This window comes from Amycolatopsis sp. EV170708-02-1 (genome assembly GCF_022479115.1).
In the GTDB taxonomy this organism is placed as follows: domain Bacteria; phylum Actinomycetota; class Actinomycetes; order Mycobacteriales; family Pseudonocardiaceae; genus Amycolatopsis.
Genome location: NZ_CP092497.1, coordinates 1,831,750 through 1,854,950 on the forward strand (window position 1 = coordinate 1,831,750; position 23,201 = coordinate 1,854,950).

Genomic DNA, 23,201 nt, shown 5'->3' on the forward strand with positions numbered 1-23,201 from the left:
TACTCCTCGTCGTCGGAAACGCGTGAAAATATCCTGTCACATCGTCCGGAAGACGTAAATATTCCTGCCATGCTCGGTGTGTCCGGCGGATACTCCCTCGGCCTTCGAGTGGGCTCGAAGGTGTTCCATGACAGCGATCCCGCCCACCGCGCCGGCAGGACAGCCGTGGTGGCCTATCGCTTCATGCGGAACCGGTGACGCGTTTCGGACCTTCAGCGACCCTGACCACGCGGTGATCACCCGCACGCTGCAAACTCGGGAGGGTGACGAACGCGCGAACGACGCTCCTGCTCGGCGGGCGCATCTACAGCCCCTCGGCTCCCGACGCCACCGCCATGGCGATCACCGACGGCATCGTCGTCTGGGTGGGGCAGGACGGCCCGGCCAGGGCACTGCATCCCGACGCCGAACCGATCCACCTCGACGGCGCCTTCGTCGCCCCGGCCTTCGTCGACGCGCACGTCCACGCCACCGCGACCGGACTGCACCTCACCGGTCTGAACCTCACGGACATCCATGGCGCGGGCGAACTCCTGGCCGCGGTCCGCGACGCCGTCCGTCCCGGCCAGGTGCTGGTCGCCCACGGCTGGGACGAATCCCGCTGGACCGACGGCAGGCTGCCCAGCCGCGCCGAGATCGACGAGGCCGCGAACGGCGCCCCGGTGTATCTGAGCCGGGTCGACGTCCACTCGGCGCTCGTCTCCAGCGCCCTCGTCGCGCTGGCCGCCGGCGTGCGCGAGGCGCCGGGCTGGTCGGCCGACGGACCGCTGACCCGCGACGCCCACCACCTCGTGCGCGCCGCGATGCGCGAGGCGATCACCCCGCGGCAGCGTCGCGAAGCCCAGCGCGCGTTCCTCGCCGAGGCCGCCGCGCGCGGGGTCGTGAGCGTCCACGAATGCGCGGGCCCGGACATCTCCGGCGCCGAGGACCTCACCGACCTGCTCGCGCTCGCGTCCGAGCCGGGGTTGCCGGAGGTCGTCGGCTACTGGGGCGAGCGCGGCGGAATCGACACCGCCCGCGCGCTCGGCGCGAGGGGAGTCGCTGGCGACCTGTTCGTCGACGGCGCGCTCGGCTCGCGTACGGCCGCGCTGCACGAGCCGTACGCCGACGCCCACGGCACCTCCGGAACGCTCTATCTCGACGCCGCCGCCATCGCCGAGCACGTCGCAGCCTGCACCGAGGCCGAACTGCAGGCCGGTTTCCATGTCATCGGCGACGCCGCCGTAGCCGAGGTCGTCGAAGGATTCCGGCTCGCGGAGAAGACCGTCGGCCGTCGAGCGCTGGCCGCCCGGCACCACCGGCTCGAACACGTCGAGATGATCGACACCGACCAGGCGAAGGCGCTCGCCGGCTGGGGCGTGGTCGCCTCGGTCCAGCCGCAGTTCGACGCGGAATGGGGCGGCACGCACGGCATGTACGTCGACCGCCTCGGCGGCGAACGGGCCCCGAAGCTCAACCCCTTCGCCGCCATGGCCGCCGAAGGGCTCCTGCTCGCTTTCGGCTCCGACGCTCCCGTCACGCCCATCGACCCGTGGGCCACCGTCCGCGCCGGCACCTACCACCGCACGCCGGGCTCGGGGCTGTCCGCTCGCGCGTCCTTCACCGCCCACACCCGCGCCGGACACCGCGCCGCCGGCGTGAACGACGGCGTCACCGGCAGCCTGGTCCCGGGTGCACCCGCGCACTACGCGATCTGGGACGCCGAGGATCTCGTCGTCGCGACCCCGGACTCACGGGTGCAACGCTGGTCGACCGATCCGCGCGCGGGGGTGCCCCCGCTGCCGAACCTGGCCGAGGGGGCGACGCTGCCCCGGTGCCTGCGCACGGTCCGCGACGGAGAGGTCATCCACGATGTGTTCACCCGCACGGCCTAGGGTTCAGGAGTGTCCTCGACCGTGACCGATCCGGACCCCGAAGCGGCGCCCCGGAAGCGGTTCTCCCGCGCCTGGCTCCTGCGTTTCCTCGTCGCCGCGGCGTCGGGTTTCGCGCTGTACCTGAGTTTCGCGCCACGTCCGCTGTGGTGGCTCGCGCCGCTGGCGTTCACCGGTTTCGCGCTGGTGGTGCACGGCCGCAGGTTCCGGGGCGCGTTCGGCTACGCGTTCGTGTTCGGGATGGGGTTCTTCCTGCCGCTGCTGACGTGGCTGCTGGACTTCCTCGGCCCGGACTTCGGGCCGTGGCCGTGGATCGCGCTGTCGATGGCGCTGTCGGTGTATCTCGGTTTCGGCGGGGCGTTCGCCACCGTGGTGTGGCGCCTGCCGCTCGGGCCGCTGTGGGCCGCGTTGGTGATCATCGCGCTGGAGACCCCGCGCACCTGGTTCCCCTTCGGCGGATTTCCCTGGGGTCGCGTCGCGTTCAGCCAGCCCGAGGGTGCCTTCGTCTCACTGGCCTCGATCGGCGGCGCTCCGCTGGTCGGCCTCGCGGTCGTGGCGACCGGTTTCGGGCTCGCGGCGCTGTGCCTGCGGCTGCGGGGCGCCGATCCGCGGCGTTCCCTGGTGGCCGCGGCGGCGGTGACGCTGGTGCCGGTGGTGGCGGGTCTCGCGGTGTGGCCGACGATCGGCACCGAAGCCCAGGACGGCGAACTCACCGTCGCCACGGTGCAGGGCAACGCCCCGGACATCGGCCTGGCGCTGGAGGGCCGCCGCGACGAACTGCGGAGCAACCATCTCACCGAGAGCGCGCGGCTGCTCGAAAAGCTCAAGGCGAGCAACACTAAGGTCGATCTGCTGGTGTGGCCCGAGACCGCGATGGCCATGCGCACCGGTGACGCCGGCGTCGATCAGATGGTCCGCGACTACGGCACGCAGGCGATCATCGGCGCGCTGGTCCGGCTGCCCGACGGCAGTGCCCAGAACTCCGCGCTGGTCTGGGATCCGGCGACCGGCCCCGGCCAGCGCTACGCCAAGCAGCAGCTCGTCCCGTTCGGTGAATACGTCCCGGCCCGCGAGATCGCGAAACTGGTGACGCCGTTCGTCGACAGCGTGGCGAACATGACACCGGGTGACGGCGCCAACGCCGCGCTGTCGGTCGCGGGCACCAAGGTCGGCGTCTTCATCTGCTACGAGACCGCGTTCGACTATCCGGCGAGGGAGTCGGTCGCCGACGGCGCGGAACTGCTCGTCGTGCCGACCAACAACGCCTGGTACGGGCCGGGGGAGATGAGCTATCAGCAGCTGGCGATGTCGCGGCTGCGGGCGGTCGAGCACGGGCGCGCGGTGATCGTTTCGGCCACCAGCGGGGTCAGCGCGATCGTCGCTCCCGACGGTTCGATCACGGCCTCCACCAGCCTGTTCACCGCAGACTCCCTGGTGGGGCGCGTACCGCTGAGGCAGCAGACTACGCTGTCGGATCTACTCGGTGTGACGACGGAGTACGGACTGCTGGCCCTGGCGATCGCCGGGGTTACCGGCGGGTACGTGCTCCGTTTCCGCACCCGGCGCGCGAGCGCCGCCAAGGCAACGAGGGAAGCGGCGGGCTGACCCGCCGGAACACGGAGGAAAAGCGGATGGCGCAGGCGCCGCGGGGGCCCAGGGAATCGACCCGGTGCTGGTGGTGGTCCCGACGTACAACGAGCGGGACAACATCGGCCCGATCCTGGAACGTCTGCTCAAGGCACTTCCGGACGTGCACGCCCTCGTCGTCGACGACGGCAGCCCGGACGGCACCGGTGACGTCGCCGACGAGCTCGCGAAGGCCGACGAGCGGATCCACGTCATGCACCGGACCGAGAAGGCCGGCCTCGGCGCCGCGTACGTCGCGGGATTCCGCTGGGGGCTCTCCCGCGACTACGCCACCATCGTCGAGATGGACGCCGACGGTTCGCACGCGCCGGAGGATCTGCCCCGGGTGCTGGCGGCCCTGGAGGACGCGGACCTGTCCATCGGCTCCCGCTACGTTCCCGGCGGCAGCACGGTGAACTGGCCGTTCCAGCGCAAGGCGCTGTCGTGGATGGCGAACTTCTACGCGAGGGTCGCGCTCGGCACGAAGATCAAGGACATCACCGCGGGTTTCCGCGCGTACCGCCGCACAGTGCTGGAGAAGCTCCCGCTCGACGAGATCGCCTCGCGCGGCTACTGCTTCCAGATCGACCTGGCGTTCCGCACGGCGCTCGCCGGGTTCGAGGTCGTCGAGGTGCCGATCACCTTCACCGAACGCGAGGTCGGTCAGTCGAAGATGAGCGGCTCGGTCGTGCGCGAGGCGATCGTCCTGGTCGGGTTCTGGGGGATCAAGCGTCGCTGGGAGCAGCTTCGCGGGCTGGCCAAGAAGGGCTGACGCCCAGCACGCTCACGCCGAGTTTTCCCAGTTCCTTCACCGTCGGCTCGTCCGGCGCCGCGTCGGTGATCACGCCCGCGACGTCGGACAGGGGGAGCACGGTGAACGGCGAGGCCGCGCCGATCTTCTCCGAACTGGCCAGCACGTAGGTGTCGGCGGCCCGTTTGGCGAGGGTGCGTTTCATCGCGGCCTCGTCGGAGTCGCCGGTGGTGAGCCCGGTTTCGGGGTGCACCCCGGTGACGCCGAGGAAGAACAAGTCGGCGTTGACCCCCATCGCGGCCTCCGCCGCGGCCGCCCCGCACGTGACGGCGGAGTGCTTGAAGAGCCGTCCGCCGATCAGGAACACCTCGACCTTCGGATGGGTGACGAGCGCGGCCGCGACCGTGGGACTGTGCGTGACGATCTTCGCTTCGAGATCGACGGGGAGCGCCTTCGCCAGCGCGAGCGCGGTCGTCCCGCCGTCGAGGATGACCGTCGAGCCGAGCCGGATCAACGCTGCTGCACGTTTCGCGATGCGTTCCTTGCCCGCGATGCTGACCGCCATGCGCGTCGCGTAGTCCGCGGTGGCGGGCGAGACCGGCAAGGCTCCGCCGTAGACCCGTTGACACAGTCCGGCGTCCGCGAGATCTCGCAGGTCACGGCGGATACTGTCCTCTGATACGCCGAGTTCGGCGGCGAGGTCCTTGGCCACGATCCGGCCTTCGGTTTTGAGTCGTTCCATCAGCAGGTCTCGTCGCTGCGCAGCCAACATGTGCACGTTCCTCCTTGTTCCTGCCGATTGTTGCACATTATGCTCCGGCGCATGAGCAAACCTCTGATGATCCTCATCGCCGGACCGTTCCGCTCCGGGACCGGCGACGACCCCGAACTTCTCGCCCGCAACCTCGCCCGGCTCGAAGAGGCCGCCTGGCCGATCTTCCGCAGCGGACATGTGCCGATGATCGGCGAGTGGGTCGCGCTGCCGGTGCTGCGCGGCGCGGGCGGGAAGACCGTCGCCGATCCGATCGCCGAGGAGGTCATGTACCCGACGGCCGACCGGCTGCTGCATCACTGCGACGCCGTCCTGCGGCTGCCGGGCGAATCCACCGGCGCCGACCAGGACGTCGCCATCGCGCTGTCCCGCGGGCTCGACGTCTACCACCGTGTCGAGGACATCCCGGGGTACCAGGCCGCATAATGCGTAACTCGATCCAGCGTTACGTTTCCGGGGGATGGTGAGCGGTGACCGGTCAGGCCTGCGCGAACTGTGGTGGCCCGTTGCCGCCGAGAGCGGCGACGAGAGGGCGCACCGCCGTCTACTGTTCCGCCGCGTGCCGCCAGCAGGCCTACCGGTCACGGCGCAGCCCCGCACCCGACATGGACACCCTCATCGCCGAGGTCGGCCGGGTCGCGAACCGGCTCACACCCCAGCCACCGGACACCTTCTTCGCCGACCTCACCACGCTCACCTCCGACGTCGGCAGGTTGCGGCGCATCGCGCGGCTCGCCCTCCGGGCGCGGCCGGAAAACGTCACCCCGGCCCCCGTTACGGAATCCCTGGACGAGGTCGCCTTCGCCGAGAGGGTCGAGCAGCACGAGCGTGAGCTGCGCGTGCACTGCTATCGCATGGTCGGGTCCTACGACGACGCGCAGGACCTCGTCCAGGAGACCTTCCTGCGGGCGTGGCGCGGCCGCGAAGGCTTCGAGGGCCGGGCGAGTTTCCGCGCCTGGCTCTACCGCATCGCCACCAACACCTGCCTCGATTTCCTGCGGCGCAACAAAAGGGTCCCGCGCCCGTACGACCCGCTGCCCGACGTCGACCAGCAAGGCGAGCCACCCCAGTTCCTGCCCTGGCTGCAACCTTTCCCGGACGACCCCGACGAAATCGCCGAGACCAGGGAGACACTGGAACTCGTGTTCCTGGCCGCCATCCAGCACCTTCCGCCGAAACAACGGGCCGTGGTCATCCTCAACGACGTCCTCGGCTGGAAGGCCGCCGAAACCGCGGACCTGCTGGAAACCAGCGTCGCGTCGGTCACCAGCGCCCTGCAGCGCGCCCGTCCCACGCTGCGCGAACGCCTGCCGGAACGCCGCGCCGACTGGGCCCGGACCGTGCGGCCGACCGAGGAGGAGCAGGCGATCCTGCGGCGCTACATGACCGCCGCCACCGCCAACGGGGACAGCCGGGTCATGGCCGAGCTGCTCAGGGAAGACGTGTTGGTCACGATGCCGCCGAATCCGCTGTGGTTCTCCGGCCGCGATGTCTTCCTCGAGTTCGTCGCCCAGTCCCTCGACCCCGCCTCGCCGACCTACTTCGGGGAGTGGAAACACCTCCCGGCCGTCGCGAACGGGCTTCCCGCAGCGGCAGGCTACGTCCGGCGGCCGGGCACCCGGGTCTATCGGGCACAGGTGCTCGACGTGCTGCGCATCGAGGACGGGAAGGTCGCCGAGATCACCGCTTTCGAGCCGCATTTGTTCCCCGCGTTCGGGCTGCCGTTGACGCTCACCTGAGGACCGATGAGGTTCACGCCCCGTCCGCGTCTCAACGGTCGAACCCAACCACGCGGAAGGAAACCCATGAGCCTCCAGAACAAGAACGCGATCATCTACGGCGCCGGCGGGGCGATCGGCAACGGCGTCGCCAAGGAGTTCGCCGCCCGCGGGGCCCGCGTCTTCCTCACCGGACGGCACCGGCCGGCGCTGACGAAGCTCGCGGGCGAGATCGAGCAGAGCGGGGGACTGGCCGAAGTCGCGGTGGTCGACGCCATGGACGAGACCGCGGTCGACGAGCACTCGGCGGCCGTGGCCGCCGAGGCGGGCAGCCTCGACATCTCGCTCAACCTCGTCCCGCGTGGCGACATCCAGGGCATCCCGCTCGTGGAGATGTCGGTCGAGGACTACGTCCGCCCGATCACCGCCGGAATCACGACGAACTTCATCACCGCACGGGCCGCCGCCCGGCATATGGCCGCCCAGGGCTCCGGCGCCATCCTCGCCCTCGACAGCGGATCCGCCCAGGGCAGCCCGATGATGGGCGCCACGGGCTCGATCGACGCGGCACTGGACACCTTCATCCGCAATCTCGCCGTCGAGATCGGGCCGCACGGCGTCCGCGCACTCGGCATCTGGGTCGCGGGTATCCCGGAGACCTTCACGCCCGAGAAGCTCTCCGCGGTGAACAGCCAGCTGCCGGCGAGTCCCGAGATGGTGCAGAACGTGCTCGACGGCCTCACCGAGGCCCGGATGACCAAGCGTTCACCGCGTCTCGCCGAGGTCGCCGCCACGCTGGCGTTCCTCGCCTCCGACGATGCCATGGGGATCACCGGCACGTTCGTCAACGTGACCAGCATGTTCCCCAGCTGACCGAGCCGCCCCGAGTTCCGCCAGCACCGCCCGGATCGCGGGGCTCGACTCGGCACTGCGGCGCCACGCGGCGTGCACCTCGCGCGCCGGCGGGCGCCGCAGCGGCCGGGCGACGAGCCCCGCGGCCAAGGGCGGACGCGCCAGCCTCGGGATCAACGCGACGACCTCGCCCGAGGCGACCAAAGACAGCTGGGTGGAGAAGTCGTCCACCAGGTGCCGTACGTCGGGTTCTTCGGGAAGGCCGGCGAACACTCGGCGGAACCATTGGTGGCAGACCGTGCCCGGCGGACTGGTCACCCACGCGTGCCCGGCCAGGTCGGCACCGTCCAGCGGCGGCCCGGACCGTGCCAGCGGATGGGTCTCGGCCATGACGACGTCGCCGAGGTCGGTGTGCACCAGGCGCCGTGACAGCGCGGGGGACAGCGGGACCGGCAGACCGTCGGCGTCATGCAGGAGCGCGAGGTCGGCCGTTCCGGCCTCGACCGAATGCAGGGCCTGGTCGGGATCCTGCTCGGTGATGTGCAGGCGGAGTTCGGGGTAGCGCGTCAGAAGCCGTGGATGAACCGGGGCGAGCAGGCCGCGGATACCGGTCGAGAACGCGGCCACCCGGAGAACACCGCGCGGCGCGCCCTCCGCGACCGACTGGGCGGCCTCGGCGCACCGTTCGAGTGCCTGGAACACCTCCAGTGAGGAGTCGACGACGGCCTGGCCCGCCGGAGTCAGCACCACGCCGCGGCCTGCCGGAGCGAGCACCGGCAGGCCGATCTGGCGTTCCAGCCGCTTGATCTGCTGCGACACCGCGGACGCCGTGAATCCCAGCTCGTCCGCCGCCCGCGCCAACGTCCCCAACGCGGCCACCGACCGCAGCGCCCGCAGAGCCCCGACCTCGATCATGAAGCCAGGCTACGCAATACCGTCCAAAAACCATCGCTGGACCACAGGTATCGGCGCCGAGAAGATCGACCACATGACCGAAACCCTCTTCGGCTCCAACCTCGTCGCCATGGTCACCCCGATGGAACCCGGCGGCGCGCTCAGCGAACCCGGCCTCACCGGCCTGGTCGACCACCTGCTGACCACCGGCTGTGACGGCATCGTCGTCGGCGGAACCACCGGGGAGTCACCCACCCTGACCGACGCCGAAGCCGCGCGGCTCGTCCACACCGTGGCGAACCTCGCCGGGAACCAGGCGCGCGTGATCGCCGGAGTCGGCACCTACGACACCACCGCCTGCATCCGACGCGCGAAGGAAGCCGAGGCAGCCGACGCCGACGCGCTCCTGCTCGTCTGCCCCTACTACTCCAAGCCGACACAGGCCGGCATCGTGGCGCACTGCCAGGCGGTCGCCGACGCCACCGACCTGCCCGTGATGCTCTACGACGTCCCGGCCCGTACCGGGACGGCCATGGAAGCGGCCACCCTGATCGAACTCGCCCGCCACCCGCGGATCCGGGCCGTGAAGGACGCCAAGGGCGACCTGTTCGAAGCGATGGCCGTCATGGACCGCGCACCGCTGGCCTATTACTGCGGTATCGACGAGCTCAATCTGCCTTATCTCGCCGCGGGCGCCACCGGCCTGGTCAGCGTCGTCGGCAACGCCTTCGCCGACCGCAACGCCGAACTCATCGCCGCCGTGCGCGGGGGAGACCTCGACACCGCGCGATCGCTCAACGCCGCGCTGCTTCCCCTGGCGGAGGCCGTCATGCGCACCTCGCAGGGAGCGATCATGGCCAAAGCCGCACTCGCCGAGCTCGGCGTCATCCAGCACGCGGCTGTCCGGCTCCCGCTCCTCGAATCGCCACCCGAGCACCTACGGCGCCTGCGCGACGCGTTGGCGCCTCTCGGCACCGGCGCTCTCGTGAGGACCTCGTGAGTGGTAAAGACGGCTAGAACCGTCCTTACCACTCACGAGGCTGACCCCGGACACGGCGAAGCCCCCGCGGAGGGAGGTCGCGGGGGCTTCGCCGGTTCGTGGTGGGGCTAGCTACTTGTGCCGTGCGTCAGGCGGACCGGGTGGTCCTGCGTCCCTTCAGCTCGGCGAGACGTTCGTTGAGCAGATCTTCGAGCTCCGGGATCGAACGGCGCTCCAGGAGCATGTCCCAGTGCGTCCTCGGGGCTTGACCTTCTTCTGCTCCGGCTGCCCGCCGTCCACGATCTCGGACTCGCTGCCGTGCAGCCTGCACTCCCACACCGAAGGGATCTCGGCGTCGTCGGAGAAGGGCACCTCGAACTCGTGGTTCTTGGGGCAGGCGTAGCGCACGGTGCGCCGAGGCGCGAGGTCGTGGTTGCGGTCGGTCTCGTAGCTGACCGCTCCCAGCCGGCTTCCACGGAGAACACGGTCGGCCATGATGGGGGTCCTTTCAGTCAGCTCCGGGTGGAGCCAGGGTGATGCTCACCCTATGCAACGACGATGAGGCCCAGGAGATTCCCTGGGAAGCATGTCCTTGCTCACGATGAGCTGTGTCACCCGGTGGCAACAGCTTCTCCTAGTAGGAGTGGTTTCGCGCTCTGGCGTGACGTCAATACGGCCATCTTGGTGCGGATATCCCCCAGATGGGCTAGTAGTACGCCTGTCACGTCAACCGTAACTGACCGTGTTGGGCCGAGGCGGGCCCCAGGTCGCCCAGTCGAAAGTGCCGACGGCACAATACCTGATAACGGACGGTGTTCGACTCACCCTCGGAACGTGATACCGGTGAACTTTCAACTAGCGACTGCTCGGTATCCGCAACCACCACGGTGTCCCCGGCCCGCAGCACCTCACCGTCGGACACCCGCGCGTTGAACCGCCCCGTCTGCCCGCACCAGCACAACACCTCGACCTGAACCGGCTGCAACTCGTCCGCCAGCTCGAACAACCGCGCGGCACCGGGGAACAGCATGCTCCGGAAATCCGTCGCGATCCCGAAGCAGTACACGTCGATCTGGACGTCATCGGCCAGTTCAGCCAGCTGATCCACCTGATCGGGCGACAAGAACTGCGCCTCGTCGACGATCAGATAGTCCACGTGCCGCCCGGCCGCCCACTGCTCACGCACCAGCAACCGCAGATCGGTCTCGTTCCCCACCTCGATCGCCTTACGCGTCAACCCGATCCGGCTGGTGATCTGCGGCTCCCCGGACCGGTCATGCCGCACCAGCACCATCCCGCGACGACCCTGCCTCGCGTGGTTGTGGTCGATCTGCAACGCCAGCGTCGACTTCCCGCAGTCCATCGGCCCGTAACAGAACTTCAACTTCCCGACGACCGGCACACCCCGCCGTGAACCCGCCACCGGCACCGACGACAACGCGTCCGTGGGATCCGGGCCACTCTCCTTCAGTACGGTCACGACGCCCGACCCTATCGGCACGCTCCGTCCTCACAGCACCGCCGGTGGTCGGTTACCCGCCGCCTCGATCGCCCGGCGCACCGGGACCAGCCACACGAACACGAAACCGAGCACGAAGAAGATCACCAGCGCGATGATCGCGTACCGGAACGAGCCGGTGATCTGCCCGACCGCGGCGAACAACAGCGGACCGAGCCACGACGTCCCCCGCTCACCGACCACGTACAGCGAGAAGTACTGCGCGTCCTTGCCCTCCGGGATCATCTGCCCGAACAACGACCGCGACAACGCGTTCGTCCCGCCCAGCACCAGCCCGATCCCGACCGCCACCGCGTAGAACTGCAGCGGCTGACCGGCCTCGATGAAGAACGCGAAACACAGCACGGCCACCCACGCCACCAAGCTGCCCAAGATCGTCTTCTTCGCCCCGATCCGGGCCGCGATCGCACCGTGGATCATCGCGCCGGCGTAGGCCAGGAACTGGATCACCAGGATCGTGACGATCAGCACCTGAGTGCTGTACTTCAGCTCGTCCTTGCCGTACTGCGCCGACACCGCCACCACCGTCGTGATCCCGTCGGTGAAGACCAGGTAGCTGCCGAGGAACGCCAGCGTCAGGGGATAGGCCCGCGCGTCCTTGATCGTCCGCCCCAGCTCCTTGAACCCGGCCGTCAACACCGACAGGCCCCGCTCGCCCGACTTCGGCACGTGAGTCTGGGGGAGTGCCCGCACCGCCGGGATCGTGAACACCGCCCACCAGATCCCCGACGTCAGGAAGCAGATCCGGACGGCGAGCGACTCGCTCACCCCGAACGCATCGTGGCCGAGGAAGAACCCCAGCTGCAAAGCCAGCGCCAGACCACCACCGAGGTACCCGAAAGCCCACCCCTTCGACGACACCGCGTCCCGCTCGTCCGGCTCCGCGATGTCCACCAGGAACGAGTAGTAGACGACCAGCGCACCGCCGTAGCCGATGTTGGCCAGGATGAACGTCCAGACCCCGACCTCCCAGTTCGTCCCCGCGATGAAGAACATCAGCGCCGACGCCACCGCCCCCAGGAACGCGAACCCGCCGAGGATCCGCCGCTTGTGCCTGCTGCGGTCCGCGATCGCGCCGGCGATCGGCAGCACCAGCACCTGGGTCACCGTCGCGATCGACAGCAGGTACCCCCAAAGCGAGCCGGCGGGGAACTGCAGCCCGAACAACGAGACGTCACAGCTCTGCAGGGTGCTCGAAGCTCCACTCGAATCGGTACACGCCCTGTCCCCGTTAAGGGTGAAATTCGCCTTCGCGTCCGCGGACGCGATCTCACTCAAATAGAGCGCTCCGAAGACGGTGATCACCGACGAATAGAACGGCGAATTGGCCCAGTCGTAGAGGTACCAAGCCCGCCACACCCGCTTGCGTTCACGGGTCACGGCCACCGTCATGCACAGCTCCTGAAGTCGAGAACGTCGAGGTCAGCGGGAGACTACTGGTGATCACACCCACCTGTCCGGCACGAGTCCGGACCGTGTTCGTTTCGACGCGAGACGAACCCTCGCCGGACACCTTCCCGACCATCGTCGGCGTGTCGCTGCCACGATCCCCGTGTGTTTCGTGTGAGGCTGGTGTGCGAGCTGTGACTCTTGTGAAGCAAGTGTCCAGAATTTACTGTTCCGCTCATGAGGACCCATCGCCTTCGCACAGCACACCGCGTAGTGGCGAGAACGCTCCTGCTCGCCCTAGCCGTGACGGGCCTGCAGATCGCCACCACCGGATCCGCCGCCGCGGATCCCCACGGCTCCTACTGGGCCAAGCTCCGCATGTGTGAATCGAGCGGGCGCTACAACATCAACACCGGCAACGGCTATTACGGCGCCTACCAGTTCGACCTGCCCACCTGGCGCAGCGTCGGCGGCCAGGGACGACCCGACCAGGCCACCCCACGCGAACAGGACTACCGGGCCCTCTACCTCTACCGCATGCGCGGCTGGCAACCCTGGGAATGCGCCGGCAAACTCGGCTTCCGCAACGACAGCGACGCCCGCAGCAAACGCGTCCCGTCCTACGCCGACTCCGCCTACATCGGCGGGGGAGGACAGCCCGCCCCGCCGCCCGCGCCCAAACCGAAGCCCACCCCGCCCGCACCGCCCGGCGGCCCCAAACCCGCCTGGCCCGGCGTGGTCTACGCCTACGGTGACTGCGCCGTCCCGCTCAAGCAGTTCCAGCTACGGATGAACGCCTTCGGCTACGGCTTCACCGGAACAGGCTGCTACTACGACAAAACCCGCGAAGCCGTCCTCGCCCTCCAGCGCGCCAACGGCATCAACGACTCCGGACGACTCGGCCCCAAGACCTGGGACGCCGCCTGGAACGGCAAACCACCCCGCTGACCCCTCGTGAGTGGTAAGGACGGTTCTAACCGTCCTTACCACTCACGAGGCCGCAGCTCACGAAGGCCAGGAACCCCGCTCCCGAAGCACCTCACGCAGCAGATCCGGCCGGTCCGTCACGATCCCGTGCACCCCCAGATCCAGCAGCAACCGCATCTCCGCCGGATCGTCCACCGTCCACGTGTGCACCTCGAAACCCCCACGCGTCGCCTGCCGCAGGAACGCCCGGTCCACCACCTTCAACCGCCCCTGCCGCACCGGCACCTGCGCCATCGCACCCCGCGACAACGCCCGCAGCGAGAACAGCGGCAAGAACCCGTTCGCCCACATCACCGCCACCGAACGCGGCCCCATCGCCGTCACCAGCTTCGGCCCCGCCAGCTTCCGGATCCGGGCCAACCGCGCGTCGGAGAACGACGCCGCCGCGACCCGGTCATGCGCACCGGACCGCTCGATCGCCCGGACGAAGGGCTCCACCGCCTCGTTCGACTTCACGTCGATGTTGAACCGCGCCTCCGGCAGCTCCTCGAGCACGTCCTCCAGCCGGGACAACGGCACACGCCCACCGATCTTGACCGTCCGGAGCTGCGCCCACGTCTGCCGGGAGATCAACCCCGCGCCGTCGGTCGTCCGATCCAACGACGCGTCGTGATGCACGACCACCACGCCATCCGAAGTCGCGTGCACATCCGTCTCGAGATAGCGGTAACCCTCCGTCACCGCCTGCTGGAAGGCCGGCAACGAGTTCTCCAGTCCTTCCAGGTCACCGATGTGCCAGCCCCGATGGGCGAAGGCACGCGGGAGCGGATCAGCGAGGTACGGAAACAGTGTCGGCACCCCACTAGTGTGCACTTCGGTCGTGGCCCCGGCATGATCGTCGGGTGGCCAGCTAGGGTCTGAACCGTGAGGGAAGTGGCCGAACACCCGAAGACGTCCGCCGAAGAGGTGTCCGAGCTACGCCGCGCGGGGGCACCCAAACACTGCGGATGGTGCGGCCGACGGCTCGAACAGGGCGGCAACGTCGGCAGGCGCCGCCGCTACTGCGGGCAATCGTGCCGCCAGCGCGCATACGAACGCCGGACCGCCCTCCAACGCAGCGGCCTCCCCGAAGACGCCGTCGTCCTCTCCGACACCGAGATCGCCACCCTGCAGGACAGGCTCTTCCAGCTCCGCTGCGCCGCGGAAGACGTCGTCACCGCGGCCGACGACGGCGCCTCAGTCGCCGAACTCCGCAGCCTGGCGAGCGAAATCGCCCAGGCCGCCAAGGACCTCGAACAACTCCGCTGAGCTACACGATCCCGTCCAACGCCCGGTACGTCCGGTTGCTCGCGGCCGCCGCCCGCTGCTCACGACCGGTCGCCTCGATGTAGTTCTGACTGGTCGCCAGGCTCGCGTGCCCCAGCAGCGCCATGATCTCCGACGCCGTCGCGCCGTCCTCCGCCAGCCGTGTCGCGAAGGTGTGCCGCAACGCGTGGAGATTCGCCCCGACCGGCACGCGGTCGTGCAGACCCGCCCACCGGTAGCAGGATTTGACCAGGTACTCCAGCGCGCCGCGGCCGATCGGCTCGCCGGCCCGATCCCGGAGGAGGGGAGTGGAGGGCCCGAACCGCTGCTGCGGGAACCGGCGGCGGCAGGAGGCGAGATACTCCTCGATGATCTTCTCCATGATCGGCTGTACCGGGATCGATCGGTCCCGGCTTCCCTTGCCGTGGACGTGCAACCGCATCTCGCCCTGACGACCGACCAGCGACCGCGCCGTCAGCGCCCGCATCTCCGCGGCACGCAACCCGGCGACCAGACCGAGCGCGATCACCAAGACGTCCCGCTCGGGCCACGGATCCCGCGTCCGGCGCGAACCGTCGGCGGCGGCCGCGAGCAACTGCTCCGGGGTTTCCTCACCCCGCAACGGTTTCGGTGTCAACGGAGGCGCCTTCGGCCGGGCGACGGCGCCCATCGGATTGCCCGCGAGCAACCCATCGGACACGCAGAAGGTGAGGAACTGGTTCCAGGTCGACCACGCACGGAGAACCGAGCTCTTCGCGTGGGTGTCCGCGAAGGCGCCGAAGGCGTTGCGGAGTGCCTGGGCGGTGAGCATCTCGACCATGAGGTCGTCAGGGGAGCGGCCCAGCTCGCGGAGAAGAAGAGCGGTGATGCCGGCGAGATCGCGACGGTAGGCGTCGGTGGTGTGAGGAGAATCCTTACGGGGACGACGTGCGGCGAAAAAGGCTTGCTGTGCCTCGGAAACCCTCATGAGCATCTTGTACCGCATGGCACCGACAGTCTTACACTGGGTTATATTCCGTTTCATGCATAATAGTGATTATGCATGAAACGGAGTGATGGATCCGGAAACCCCTCGCGGGGATCTCGGTCTCTCTGCTGCCTCTCCGGGTGTCAGGAAAGGGTCGCTCCTGACGTTTTTCGTCCTGAACGACCCTTTCCTGACACCTCGAACCGTCGGGGCGTCTCCAGGTCGCCGGTGCCGCCGAGCCGGCCGACTCGGCGAGATCCACTCGCGCCTGGCGCCCTCCGATGATCATCGGCAGCTTGAGACGTCCCCAGCAATTCGTCACAGTGACGTATTGAGGCCGGGTGATCGGACATCCGTTTCGCCTCTCCGGGGGTGCCCTCTGGCGGCATGGGCGCCCAGGTGCTGGGTCGAGCCCACCCGGAAGCGAAGGGAGCCATGCCCGCGTCAGACGCGACGAAGGGAGCTTTCGCTGCGTGACATGCGGTGAAGGACGCTTTCAGCCCACCTCTGAAGGCCCCTCTCGACCGCTGTTCTCCAGGTCGGCCAAAGTGCCGATAATGTACATTATGTCAAGTAAGCGTCGTGGGGCGTCTTCCCCGCGGGGTGTGGTTCGATGCCCCGATGATCCCGACCGAAGTCGACCTCGCTGACGCCTTGACCGCTGCCACTCGTGCGGCTGTCGCAGACCTGTTCCGTGACAACCCCGGCCACACCTTCTACTACGTCACGCTGACGACGCCCGGCGAAGCGTTCGGTCCGGCGCTGTCGGCGTGGTCGCACGAGGCGCTGGCTCAGCGGCCGGATGCCGACGACGTCCGGTACTCCTATGCCGATTCCCCGTTTTCGATCTTGGGTGAGGAACACCTGAAGCCGGTCCGCGATCTGTTCGCCGCCCGGCCGGAGGTGTTCGATCTCGACGACGACGCGTCCGACGCCGAGTTCGAGCTTCGGCTGCGTGCAATGGAGACCGCACTGCGCAGGCTGGCCGACGAAGGACTGTTCGGTGTCGGCGAGGCTCGTGCGGAAGTCCTGATTCTGGCCGAGGTCGTTCCTGACGACGAGGACAATGTCGCCCGGGCTCGTCGGCTCAACCCACCTGGGCCGGCGCTGGATGCTTGGCTGGCTTACTGGGACGTCGGCTGATACACGACACAAGGTGTCGCGTATCCGATGGAATGCTCTCTTGCCATGGGATCTCGACTCAACCCGTACATCAGGTACAACGGGAACGCGCGCCAGGCGATGGAATTCTATGGGGAGATCTTCGGAGGCAAGCTGGAAGTCGGCACGATCGCGGATTTCCGCTCTCCGGATTCACCCGCCGCCGACAAGGTCATGCACGCTCGGCTCGACACCCCGAACGGGTACACGCTGATGGCCTGCGACGTCGATGGGCAGGTCGAGGACGTGCCCCACTCCCCTGGCAACAATGTCGCGGTCTACCTCGGCGGTGACGAAGAAATCCGTGGCTATTTCGAGCAATTGTCCGCCGGTGGCACCGTGACCATGCCTCTGGAGAAACAGTTGTGGGGCGACGAAGCCGGCGCGCTCGTGGACAAGTTCGGGGTTTCCTGGATGTTCGACATCACCCCGCGGCCGGAGCCGACCGCCGGGTGATCCGGTCGAACAAGTCCATCAGCGGCTCGCTGACGTCCCGGCCGAAGTCGGTCAGCCCGTAGGTGACCTGTGGCGGCGTCGTGGGCTCGACCTGTCGCCAGATCAGGCCGTCCTGGACGAGCGCGCGCAGTGACTGGGCGAGCATCTTCTCGCTGATCCCCTGGATGCTCTCGCGTAGCTCGTAGAAGCGGAGATCGTTGCGCTGCAAGGAGATCAGCACCCAGATCCCCCAGCGGCTGGTGACATGCCCGACCACGCCGGCGGCGGCACAGTCGGTGTGAAACACCTCATACCGCGGCTCGGTGTCGGCCGGTTTGAACTGCGTGCCTCCTGCCATGGCAGGAGCTTACCTCCAGGTATGTACTTACGATAAGTAAGTCGCTCTCCCTAGCGTCGTCGTCACGAGAAGGATCGAGCGAAGGAGTTGTTCATGATCGTGGTGACCGGGGCTACCGGGAACATCGGCAGGCCGTTGACGCAGGCACTGGCCGAGGCGGGCGAGCAGGTGACGGCGGTGTCGCGGCACGTCGCGACACCGCCGGGAGGCAGGCACGTGGTGGCCGACCTGGCCGAGCCCGCCACGCTCGAACCCGCCTTGGCCGGGGCGAAGGCGTTGTTCCTGCTGCTTTCCGGTGATCTGCATGCGGTCGGGGCGAACCCGGCCGAGATCGTCGGACGGGCCGTGGCGGCGGGTGTTCGCCGGATCGTGCTGCTCTCGACGCTGGGCGTGGCGACGCGGCCGTTCGGCACGACGCGGGTCGCGATGCGCGAGCTGGAGGATCTGGTGCGGGAGTCCGGTTTGGACTGGGCGACTCTGCGGCCGGGTGGTTTCGCCTCGAATGCTCTGTGGTGGGCCGATTCCGTGCGCTCGCGGCAGGCGGTCGCGGCGCCGTTCGGGATATCGGGGTGCCGGTCGTCGATCCGGCGGATATCGCGGAGGTCGCGGCCGCTTGTCTGGTGGACGATCGTCATCTCGGTGAGGTGTACGAGCTGACCGGTCCGGCGGTGATCACGCCGCGGGAGCAGGCGGCGGCACTCGCCGGCGCGTTGGGCTCGCCGGTGCGTTTTCAGGAGCTCACCCGGGAAGAGGCCAAGGCTGGGATGGTCCTGAGCATGCCGGCGGAGCTCGCGGACGACACCTTGGACATCATCGGTTCGCCGACTCCGGCCGAGTTGCGGGTGAGTCCGGACGTGGAGCGGGTGCTCGGTCGCGCGCCGCGATCGTTCGCCGAGTGGGCTGCCCGGAACGTCGCCGCGTTCCGCTGACGAGTCGCGCTAGGGTCGTCCCCGGATACCGAATCTGGGGGTTGCCGAAATGTCCGAGAGCACCGCTGTGCGTGTCGATCCGTCCAACGAGCGGATGTTGAAGGCATGGGACGGTGACGACGGCTCGCTGTGGGCGAAGCGTGCGCAGCGTTTCAACGATGGTGTCGCCGCGTATCGGGACGTCTTCTTCGCCGCGGCGGATATCCAGCCGGCGGACCGGGTCCTCGACGTCGGCTGTGGTGCCGGCCAGACGACACGGGACGCAGCCCGGCTGGCTGCCGAGGGTTCGGCGCTGGGTGTCGATCTCTCCAGCGAGATGCTCGGCGTCGCTCGTCGGCTCGCCGAGGAAGAGCGTGTTCCCAATGTCTCTTTCGAACAGGCGGACGCGCAGGTCCACTCGTTCGCCGAGGCGCGGTTCGACGTGGTGATCAGCAGGCATGGCTCGATGTTCTTCGGTACTCCCCTGGCCGCGTTCGCCAATCTGGCCGGGGCGACGCGGCCGGGTGGCCGTCTTGTCCTGCTGACGTGGCAGCCGTTTCGGCTCAACGAGTGGATCACCACGTTCCGGACGATCTTCGCGGCCGGCCGTGTGGTGCCGTCGGCGGATCTCGCGCTGAGCGACCCCAGGGAGATCGAAGAGCTGCTGAGCTCCGCCGGGTACGCCGACATCGAGTGCACCGCGGTGAACAAGCCGATGTACTTCGGTGAGGACGTCGACGACGCGGCCGAGTTCATCGTCGAGCAGCACGGTGGGCGGTTGGGCGACCTGGATGGCACCACGCGGGACGGTGCCATCCAGGCTCTGCGCGCGGATCTCGCCGAGCACCAGACCGACCGAGGCGTTTTCTACGGCTCGGCGGCCTGGCTCGTCGAGGCGCGGCGCCCTTGAGCTACTGCTTGCGGGCGATCAGGTAGGCCTGCTGGGTGCTTTCGAACTCCTCGGACGGCTCCCGGACGAGGGTGGAGAGCACGCCGAAGCCGGCCTCCCCCAGTTGTGCGGCGATCTTCTCGGGCGCCAGGCGGTAGGCGTCGCAGGAGATGTCGTGGCCGTACGCGTGCTCGATGTGGCGTACTTCGTCGCCGACCTGGAAGGCGAGCAGCAGGTGGCCGCCCGGGGCGAGGATCCGGTGGAAGTCGGCGAAGACCTCCGGCAGCCGCTCTCGTGGGGTGTGGATGATCGAGTACCAGGCGACGACGCCGGCGAGCGCACCGTCCTCAAAGGACAGACCGGGCATCTCCCCGACCTGGAAGTCGAGGTGGGGATACCACTTCCGGGCGACGGCGACCATCTCCGGGGAGAGGTCGACGCCGTGGATGTCGAGCCCCAGGCTGTGGAGGTACTCGGTGATGCGGCCGGGGCCGGAGCCGATTTCGGCGACGCGGCCGCCACCGGCGGCCAGGACGAGCTCGGTGTACGCGCCGAGCACGGCCCGGTCCCAGGTGGAGCCGGCGAGGTGGTCGCGGAGGAGTTCGGCATAGTCGGCCGCGACCGTGTCGTAGGCGGTGCGGGTGGTGTGGAGGTAGTCGGTCACGGCGGCGACCCTATCCCCGGGCACCGACAACAATCGTCGCGTACAGCTCGTCGTCGGTGCTCACTTCGGGGGTCAAACCGTTGTGCGCCATGGCTTCCGCGGTGCTCGCGGCTTGACTTTCCCCGGTTTCGATCAGCAGGTGCCCGCCGGGTGCGAGCCATTGGAGGGCTTCGGCGGCGACTCGGCGGTGGACGTCGACGCCGTCATGCCCGCCGTCGAGTGCGACGCGGGGTTCGTGGTCGCGCGCCTCGGGCGGCATCATCGCGATGGCGTCGGTGGGGACGTACGGGGCGTTGACGACCAGGATGTCGACGCGGCCTCGTAGCGCCGCGGGAAGCGGTGCGTACAGGTCGCCTTCGAAGACCTCTCCCCCGGCTTGGGCGACGTTCTTGCGAGCGCAGCGGACGGCGGCGGGTTCGATGTCGGCCGCGTAGAGCCGGATTTCGCCGAGTTCGGCGGCGATGGCCGCGCCGAGCGCGCCGGTTCCGCAGCAGAGGTCGAGGACGACCGCTCCCGGTCCGGCGAGGGCGACGGCGTGGCGGACGAGGAGTTCGGAGCGTTGCCGTGGCACGAAGACGCCGGGTTCGACGGCGATGCGGAGTCCGTGGAACCCGGCCCAGCCGAGGATGACTTCGAGTGGTTCGCCGTCGACGCGGCGTTGGACCATGGTGTCGAGTTGGGCTTGGGTGTGGGCTTCGGCGGTGAGGAGCTGGGCTTCGTCTTCGGCGAAGACGCATCCGGCGGCCCGCAGCTTGTCGATGATGGTCACTTGTCCCGCAGTCTGGTGAGGATTCCGTCGAGGGCCTCGCGGACGGTGTCGGGGACGCCGTTGGTGCGCAGGTCGGTGAGGAATTGTTCGTTGAGCCCGCCGGGGGTCATGTGTTTGCCGGTGAGGGTCTCGAGGGAGCCGTTCTGTTCGGCGAGGGAGTGGCCGAGCTGGCCGAAGATGTGGCTGGTGAAGGCGGTCGCCGTGGTGTCCTCGATGCCCTGGTCGGTCATCCAGGCGGCGATGGTGCCGAGATAATCGAGGTGGGCGGCGAAGGTGGCGGTGGCGCCGCTGAAGACGTCGAGGTCCTTTTCGGCGGCGGGGACGATGCTGCCGCCGATGCTGTCGAAGAGGGCTCGGGCTTCGGGGTTGTCGGGGTACATCGCGGTGAGGCTTTGACGGCGCGCGGCGGGTGGCAGCGGGATGCTGCGGACGATCTCGCCTGCCGGGGCTGCCCAGTCGCGGAGCCGGTCGAGGGGGACGCCGGCGAGGGCGCTGATCAGGACGTGCTCGGGCCGGAAGGTCAGATCGCGGAGGACTTCTTCGGCGATCGGCGGGCGGACGGCGAGGATGATCGTCGTGGCGCTGTCGACGACGGCCTGGTTGCTGTCGCGGACTTCGACGTTGGCGAAGCGTGCCGAGAGTTCTAGTCCGACGCTGCGGCTTCGGGGTGAGAGGAAGATCGAGGGCGGGTCGGCGATGTCCTTGCTGAGGCCTTCGACGATGGCGGCGGTGATCTCTCCCGCGCCGATGAATCCGTAGTCCATGGTCAGGCTCCCGTGTGGCCGTCGACGCGTTCGCGGATGAGGTCGGCGTGGCCGTTGTGGCGGGCGTATTCGCCGATCATGTGGAGGTAGAGCATGCGGAGCGAGAACGGGTTTCCGCCGAGGTCGAAGGTGTCGTCGAGGGATCCTCCGGCGGCGGCCTCGTCGGCCAGCCGGATCTCTTCGAGGAGGATGTCGTAGGCCTCTTCGGCTTTGGCGGCGTCGAGGACTTCGAAGTCGTGGTCCTTGCCGAGGGCGGGGTCGTAGAGCGGTTCGATGTCCTGTGCGGCGTAGCGCAGGCGGAACCAGAAGCGTTCGACCTTGGCGAGGTGCCGGATGAGGCCGAGGAGGGTCATGTTCGACGGCGGGACCGACGCCGTGGCGAGCTGTTCTCCGGTGAGACCGGCGAGCTTGTGGAGGAAGGTGCTGCGGTGCCAGGTCAGCAGGGAGGGCAGGAGGATCCGTTCGTCGGCGGCGGTGTCGCCGGACGGCCGAGTGACCTCGGGGGCGGTCCATGTCATAGCGGCGATCATGCCATCGGGTGACATGGGATTCGGGCGCGCCTGCCGGGGTGAGCGGGGTCACGTGGGACGGGCTGAATCCTTTCGCGGGGTTCCTGGCTCTTGTAAGGGCCGGGACAAGCCCGGCGCGGGAGGAGGTTCGTCGTGGAGGCCGAGTGGCCGCGGGACTCGTTGATCGTGGCGGCGCAGGGCGGGGACGCGTCCGCCATCGCCGCTTTGGTCTCGGGTTCCCATCCGCATGTGCAGCGGTTCGCGCGGTCGTTGTGCGCTTCGCCGGAGGACGCGGAGGATTCCGCGCAGGAGGCGCTGATCATCCTGTATCGGAAGATCGGCACGTTGCGGGCCACCGGTGCGCTGGCGTCGTGGATGTTCCGGATCGTGCGCAACGAATGTCTTCGGCGGGCGCGCCGGGCGTGGCGTGGTGACGATCTGGCGGATTCCGCGGTGATGGTGTCGGCCGAAGAGGACGCCTTGGATCGGCTGGAGGCACAGCGGGTGGCGGCGGCGATCGCCGAGCTGCCGGCCGATCAGCGGCGCGTCTTGATCATGCGTGACATCCAGGGCCATTCGGGCCGCGCGGTGGCGGACGCACTCGGGCTGAGCCAGGCCGCGATGAAGTCCAGGCTGCATCGCGCGCGGGCGACGGTCCGTGCCTTTCTCGACAACCCCGCTTCCTGACCTTTCTGTTGAGGAGTCTTCATGCTCGAAATCGGTTCCACGGTCCCTGAGGTCGTTCTGGAGGACACGTCCGGGCAGGTCGTCCGGCTTTCGGAGGTCCGTGGCACGGGCAACGTGCTGATCTATTTCATGCGGTCGACGTCGTGCCCGGTGTGCAACAGCCATGTGAAGGATCTCGTGGGCGGGCGGAGGAGCTGGCGTCCGCCGATGTGCGGGTGCTGGTCGCCGTCCCCGAGGACCGGGCGGAGGCCAAGGCGTGGCGGGCGAAGCGCGGGGTGCCGTTCCGGGTGGTCACCGGCCGGGGCGGTACGCCGCACGAGGCCTTCGGGCTGGGTAAGAAGCTGCTGCAGCAGTCGGGCAGCGTGTTGTTCGACCGGGACGGGGTGGTCCGTCACGCGCATGCGGCGACCATGCCGACCAGCGCTTACGACAAGAAGGGCATCGCCAAGGCCGTGGAAGGGCTCGCGAAGGTGCGTTGACTGAAGGT

Annotated in this window: 23 protein-coding genes and 4 pseudogenes; 15 read left to right on the forward strand and 12 right to left on the reverse strand. The window is 68.7% G+C overall.

Annotated features, from left to right (window positions below; genetic code table 11):
* The first annotated feature begins 263 nt into the window (after positions 1–263).
* The 3 genes and pseudogenes from MJQ72_RS08295 (at position 264) to MJQ72_RS08305 (ending at position 4,269) form a co-directional block, all read left to right on the forward strand.
* A complete protein-coding gene (locus MJQ72_RS08295; RefSeq protein ID WP_240598544.1) occupies positions 264–1,874 on the forward strand; it encodes an amidohydrolase in 1,611 nt (536 codons plus the stop codon).
* Between the two features lie 9 nt (positions 1,875–1,883).
* Positions 1,884–3,476: an apolipoprotein N-acyltransferase gene (gene lnt / locus MJQ72_RS08300; RefSeq protein WP_240598545.1), complete on the forward strand. Its 1,593-nt coding sequence runs from the start codon at positions 1,884–1,886 to the stop codon at positions 3,474–3,476.
* 26 nt (positions 3,477–3,502) lie between these two features.
* Positions 3,503–4,269: pseudogene (locus tag MJQ72_RS08305) on the forward strand (polyprenol monophosphomannose synthase).
* Here the strand turns inward: MJQ72_RS08305 and MJQ72_RS08310 are convergent.
* Positions 4,223–5,020, reverse strand: coding sequence for a DeoR/GlpR family DNA-binding transcription regulator (locus MJQ72_RS08310; protein WP_240601279.1), 798 nt, complete (start codon positions 5,018–5,020; stop codon positions 4,223–4,225). The pseudogene MJQ72_RS08305 and the gene MJQ72_RS08310 sit on opposite strands and share 47 nt — an antisense overlap.
* Positions 5,021–5,071: 51 nt before the next feature.
* On the opposite strand from MJQ72_RS08310, the gene MJQ72_RS08315 reads away from it, so the two are divergent.
* The 3 genes from MJQ72_RS08315 to MJQ72_RS08325 all read left to right on the forward strand — a co-directional run bounded on the left by MJQ72_RS08315 (position 5,072) and on the right by MJQ72_RS08325 (position 7,611).
* A complete protein-coding gene (locus MJQ72_RS08315) occupies positions 5,072–5,446 on the forward strand; it encodes a DUF4406 domain-containing protein (RefSeq protein ID WP_240598547.1) in 375 nt (124 codons plus the stop codon).
* Positions 5,447–5,490: 44 nt separating this feature from the next.
* A complete protein-coding gene (locus MJQ72_RS08320) occupies positions 5,491–6,759 on the forward strand; it encodes a sigma-70 family RNA polymerase sigma factor (RefSeq protein WP_240598548.1) in 1,269 nt (422 codons plus the stop codon).
* Between the two features lie 66 nt (positions 6,760–6,825).
* Positions 6,826–7,611 carry an SDR family NAD(P)-dependent oxidoreductase gene (locus MJQ72_RS08325; protein ID WP_240598549.1) on the forward strand — a complete coding sequence of 262 codons (786 nt, stop codon included), beginning with the start codon at positions 6,826–6,828 and terminating at the stop codon, positions 7,609–7,611.
* Here the strand turns inward: MJQ72_RS08325 and MJQ72_RS08330 are convergent.
* The gene (locus tag MJQ72_RS08330; protein WP_240598550.1) at positions 7,504–8,505 is read right to left on the reverse strand and encodes a LysR family transcriptional regulator; all 1,002 of its coding nucleotides are present in this window, start codon (positions 8,503–8,505) and stop codon (positions 7,504–7,506) included. The genes MJQ72_RS08325 and MJQ72_RS08330 overlap by 108 nt on opposite strands.
* A gap of 73 nt (positions 8,506–8,578) precedes the next feature.
* On the opposite strand from MJQ72_RS08330, the gene dapA reads away from it, so the two are divergent.
* Entirely contained in the window at positions 8,579–9,484 is a 906-nt protein-coding gene (gene dapA, locus MJQ72_RS08335; protein ID WP_240598551.1) for a 4-hydroxy-tetrahydrodipicolinate synthase, read from the forward strand.
* A 127-nt stretch (positions 9,485–9,611) separates the two neighbouring features.
* Here the strand turns inward: dapA and MJQ72_RS08340 are convergent.
* The 3 genes and pseudogenes from MJQ72_RS08340 to MJQ72_RS08350 all read right to left on the reverse strand — a co-directional run bounded on the left by MJQ72_RS08340 (position 9,612) and on the right by MJQ72_RS08350 (position 12,374).
* Positions 9,612–9,958, reverse strand: a pseudogene (locus MJQ72_RS08340) (RNA polymerase-binding protein RbpA).
* Between the two features lie 226 nt (positions 9,959–10,184).
* A complete protein-coding gene (locus tag MJQ72_RS08345; RefSeq protein ID WP_240598552.1) occupies positions 10,185–10,943 on the reverse strand; it encodes a thymidine kinase in 759 nt (252 codons plus the stop codon).
* A 30-nt stretch (positions 10,944–10,973) separates the two neighbouring features.
* Positions 10,974–12,374, reverse strand: coding sequence for an MFS transporter (locus MJQ72_RS08350; protein WP_240598553.1), 1,401 nt, complete (start codon positions 12,372–12,374; stop codon positions 10,974–10,976).
* Positions 12,375–12,644: 270 nt separating this feature from the next.
* Between MJQ72_RS08350 and MJQ72_RS08355 the strand changes: the two genes are divergently transcribed.
* The gene (locus MJQ72_RS08355) at positions 12,645–13,319 is read left to right on the forward strand and encodes a transglycosylase family protein (protein ID WP_240598554.1); all 675 of its coding nucleotides are present in this window, start codon (positions 12,645–12,647) and stop codon (positions 13,317–13,319) included.
* 57 nt (positions 13,320–13,376) lie between these two features.
* On the opposite strand, the gene MJQ72_RS08360 is transcribed toward MJQ72_RS08355, so the two are convergent.
* A complete protein-coding gene (locus tag MJQ72_RS08360; RefSeq protein ID WP_240598555.1) occupies positions 13,377–14,156 on the reverse strand; it encodes a glycerophosphodiester phosphodiesterase in 780 nt (259 codons plus the stop codon).
* A gap of 66 nt (positions 14,157–14,222) precedes the next feature.
* On the opposite strand from MJQ72_RS08360, the gene MJQ72_RS08365 reads away from it, so the two are divergent.
* Entirely contained in the window at positions 14,223–14,606 is a 384-nt protein-coding gene (locus tag MJQ72_RS08365; protein ID WP_240598556.1) for a hypothetical protein, read from the forward strand.
* A 1-nt stretch (position 14,607) separates the two neighbouring features.
* Here the strand turns inward: MJQ72_RS08365 and MJQ72_RS08370 are convergent, their stop codons facing one another.
* Positions 14,608–15,588 carry a tyrosine-type recombinase/integrase gene (locus MJQ72_RS08370; protein WP_240598557.1) on the reverse strand — a complete coding sequence of 327 codons (981 nt, stop codon included), beginning with the start codon at positions 15,586–15,588 and terminating at the stop codon, positions 14,608–14,610.
* 603 nt (positions 15,589–16,191) lie between these two features.
* On the opposite strand from MJQ72_RS08370, the gene MJQ72_RS08375 reads away from it, so the two are divergent.
* Together MJQ72_RS08375 and MJQ72_RS08380 are read left to right on the forward strand one after the other, a co-directional pair.
* Positions 16,192–16,713 carry a DUF4303 domain-containing protein gene (locus MJQ72_RS08375; protein ID WP_240598558.1) on the forward strand — a complete coding sequence of 174 codons (522 nt, stop codon included), beginning with the start codon at positions 16,192–16,194 and terminating at the stop codon, positions 16,711–16,713.
* Between the two features lie 45 nt (positions 16,714–16,758).
* Positions 16,759–17,187, forward strand: a complete 429-nt coding sequence (locus tag MJQ72_RS08380; protein ID WP_240598559.1) for a VOC family protein — start codon at positions 16,759–16,761, stop codon at positions 17,185–17,187.
* Here MJQ72_RS08380 and MJQ72_RS08385 read toward each other — a convergent pair.
* A complete protein-coding gene (locus MJQ72_RS08385; RefSeq protein ID WP_240598560.1) occupies positions 17,156–17,524 on the reverse strand; it encodes a helix-turn-helix domain-containing protein in 369 nt (122 codons plus the stop codon). The two genes, MJQ72_RS08380 and MJQ72_RS08385, sit on opposite strands and share 32 nt — an antisense overlap.
* A gap of 93 nt (positions 17,525–17,617) precedes the next feature.
* Here MJQ72_RS08385 and MJQ72_RS08390 point away from each other — a divergent pair.
* Both MJQ72_RS08390 and MJQ72_RS08395 read left to right on the forward strand, forming a co-directional pair.
* Positions 17,618–18,453: pseudogene (locus MJQ72_RS08390) on the forward strand (SDR family oxidoreductase).
* A gap of 49 nt (positions 18,454–18,502) precedes the next feature.
* On the forward strand, positions 18,503–19,342 hold the full coding sequence (locus MJQ72_RS08395) for a class I SAM-dependent methyltransferase (protein WP_240598561.1): 840 nt from the start codon (positions 18,503–18,505) through the stop codon (positions 19,340–19,342).
* A 1-nt stretch (position 19,343) separates the two neighbouring features.
* On the opposite strand, the gene MJQ72_RS08400 is transcribed toward MJQ72_RS08395, so the two are convergent.
* The 4 genes from MJQ72_RS08400 to MJQ72_RS08415 are packed head-to-tail and all read right to left on the reverse strand — an operon-like array spanning position 19,344 to position 22,036.
* Positions 19,344–19,985 (reverse strand): class I SAM-dependent methyltransferase, encoded by a 642-nt coding sequence (locus MJQ72_RS08400; RefSeq protein ID WP_240598562.1) that lies wholly within the window; start codon positions 19,983–19,985, stop codon positions 19,344–19,346.
* A 10-nt stretch (positions 19,986–19,995) separates the two neighbouring features.
* The gene (locus tag MJQ72_RS08405; protein ID WP_240598563.1) at positions 19,996–20,754 is read right to left on the reverse strand and encodes a putative protein N(5)-glutamine methyltransferase; all 759 of its coding nucleotides are present in this window, start codon (positions 20,752–20,754) and stop codon (positions 19,996–19,998) included.
* A complete protein-coding gene (locus MJQ72_RS08410) occupies positions 20,751–21,518 on the reverse strand; it encodes an NAD(P)-binding domain-containing protein (protein WP_240598564.1) in 768 nt (255 codons plus the stop codon). The genes MJQ72_RS08405 and MJQ72_RS08410 overlap by 4 nt, the downstream gene beginning before the upstream one ends.
* Positions 21,519–21,520: 2 nt before the next feature.
* The gene (locus MJQ72_RS08415) at positions 21,521–22,036 is read right to left on the reverse strand and encodes a DinB family protein (RefSeq protein WP_240598565.1); all 516 of its coding nucleotides are present in this window, start codon (positions 22,034–22,036) and stop codon (positions 21,521–21,523) included.
* 144 nt (positions 22,037–22,180) lie between these two features.
* Between MJQ72_RS08415 and MJQ72_RS08420 the strand changes: the two genes are divergently transcribed.
* Positions 22,181–22,714 carry an RNA polymerase sigma factor gene (locus MJQ72_RS08420; protein WP_240598566.1) on the forward strand — a complete coding sequence of 178 codons (534 nt, stop codon included), beginning with the start codon at positions 22,181–22,183 and terminating at the stop codon, positions 22,712–22,714.
* A 21-nt stretch (positions 22,715–22,735) separates the two neighbouring features.
* Positions 22,736–23,193: pseudogene (locus MJQ72_RS08425) on the forward strand (peroxiredoxin family protein).
* Positions 23,194–23,201 lie beyond the last annotated feature (8 nt).

Bases quoted from the DNA above. Each gene is read 5' to 3' on its own strand.
- MJQ72_RS08370 (WP_240598557.1), bottom strand. From the start codon at position 15,588: ATGCGGTACAAGATGCTCATGAGGGTTTCCGAGGCACAGCAAGCCTTT.
- MJQ72_RS08310 (WP_240601279.1), bottom strand. From the start codon at position 5,020: ATGTTGGCTGCGCAGCGACGAGACCTGCTGATGGAACGACTCAAAACC.
- MJQ72_RS08410 (WP_240598564.1), bottom strand. From the start codon at position 21,518: ATGGACTACGGATTCATCGGCGCGGGAGAGATCACCGCCGCCATCGTC.
- MJQ72_RS08375 (WP_240598558.1), top strand. From the start codon at position 16,192: ATGATCCCGACCGAAGTCGACCTCGCTGACGCCTTGACCGCTGCCACT.
- MJQ72_RS08330 (WP_240598550.1), bottom strand. From the start codon at position 8,505: ATGATCGAGGTCGGGGCTCTGCGGGCGCTGCGGTCGGTGGCCGCGTTG.
- MJQ72_RS08325 (WP_240598549.1), top strand. From the start codon at position 6,826: ATGAGCCTCCAGAACAAGAACGCGATCATCTACGGCGCCGGCGGGGCG.
- MJQ72_RS08415 (WP_240598565.1), bottom strand. From the start codon at position 22,036: ATGACATGGACCGCCCCCGAGGTCACTCGGCCGTCCGGCGACACCGCC.
- dapA (WP_240598551.1), top strand. From the start codon at position 8,579: ATGACCGAAACCCTCTTCGGCTCCAACCTCGTCGCCATGGTCACCCCG.
- MJQ72_RS08350 (WP_240598553.1), bottom strand. From the start codon at position 12,374: ATGACGGTGGCCGTGACCCGTGAACGCAAGCGGGTGTGGCGGGCTTGG.
- MJQ72_RS08385 (WP_240598560.1), bottom strand. From the start codon at position 17,524: ATGGCAGGAGGCACGCAGTTCAAACCGGCCGACACCGAGCCGCGGTAT.
- MJQ72_RS08395 (WP_240598561.1), top strand. From the start codon at position 18,503: ATGTCCGAGAGCACCGCTGTGCGTGTCGATCCGTCCAACGAGCGGATG.
- MJQ72_RS08380 (WP_240598559.1), top strand. From the start codon at position 16,759: ATGGGATCTCGACTCAACCCGTACATCAGGTACAACGGGAACGCGCGC.
- MJQ72_RS08315 (WP_240598547.1), top strand. From the start codon at position 5,072: ATGAGCAAACCTCTGATGATCCTCATCGCCGGACCGTTCCGCTCCGGG.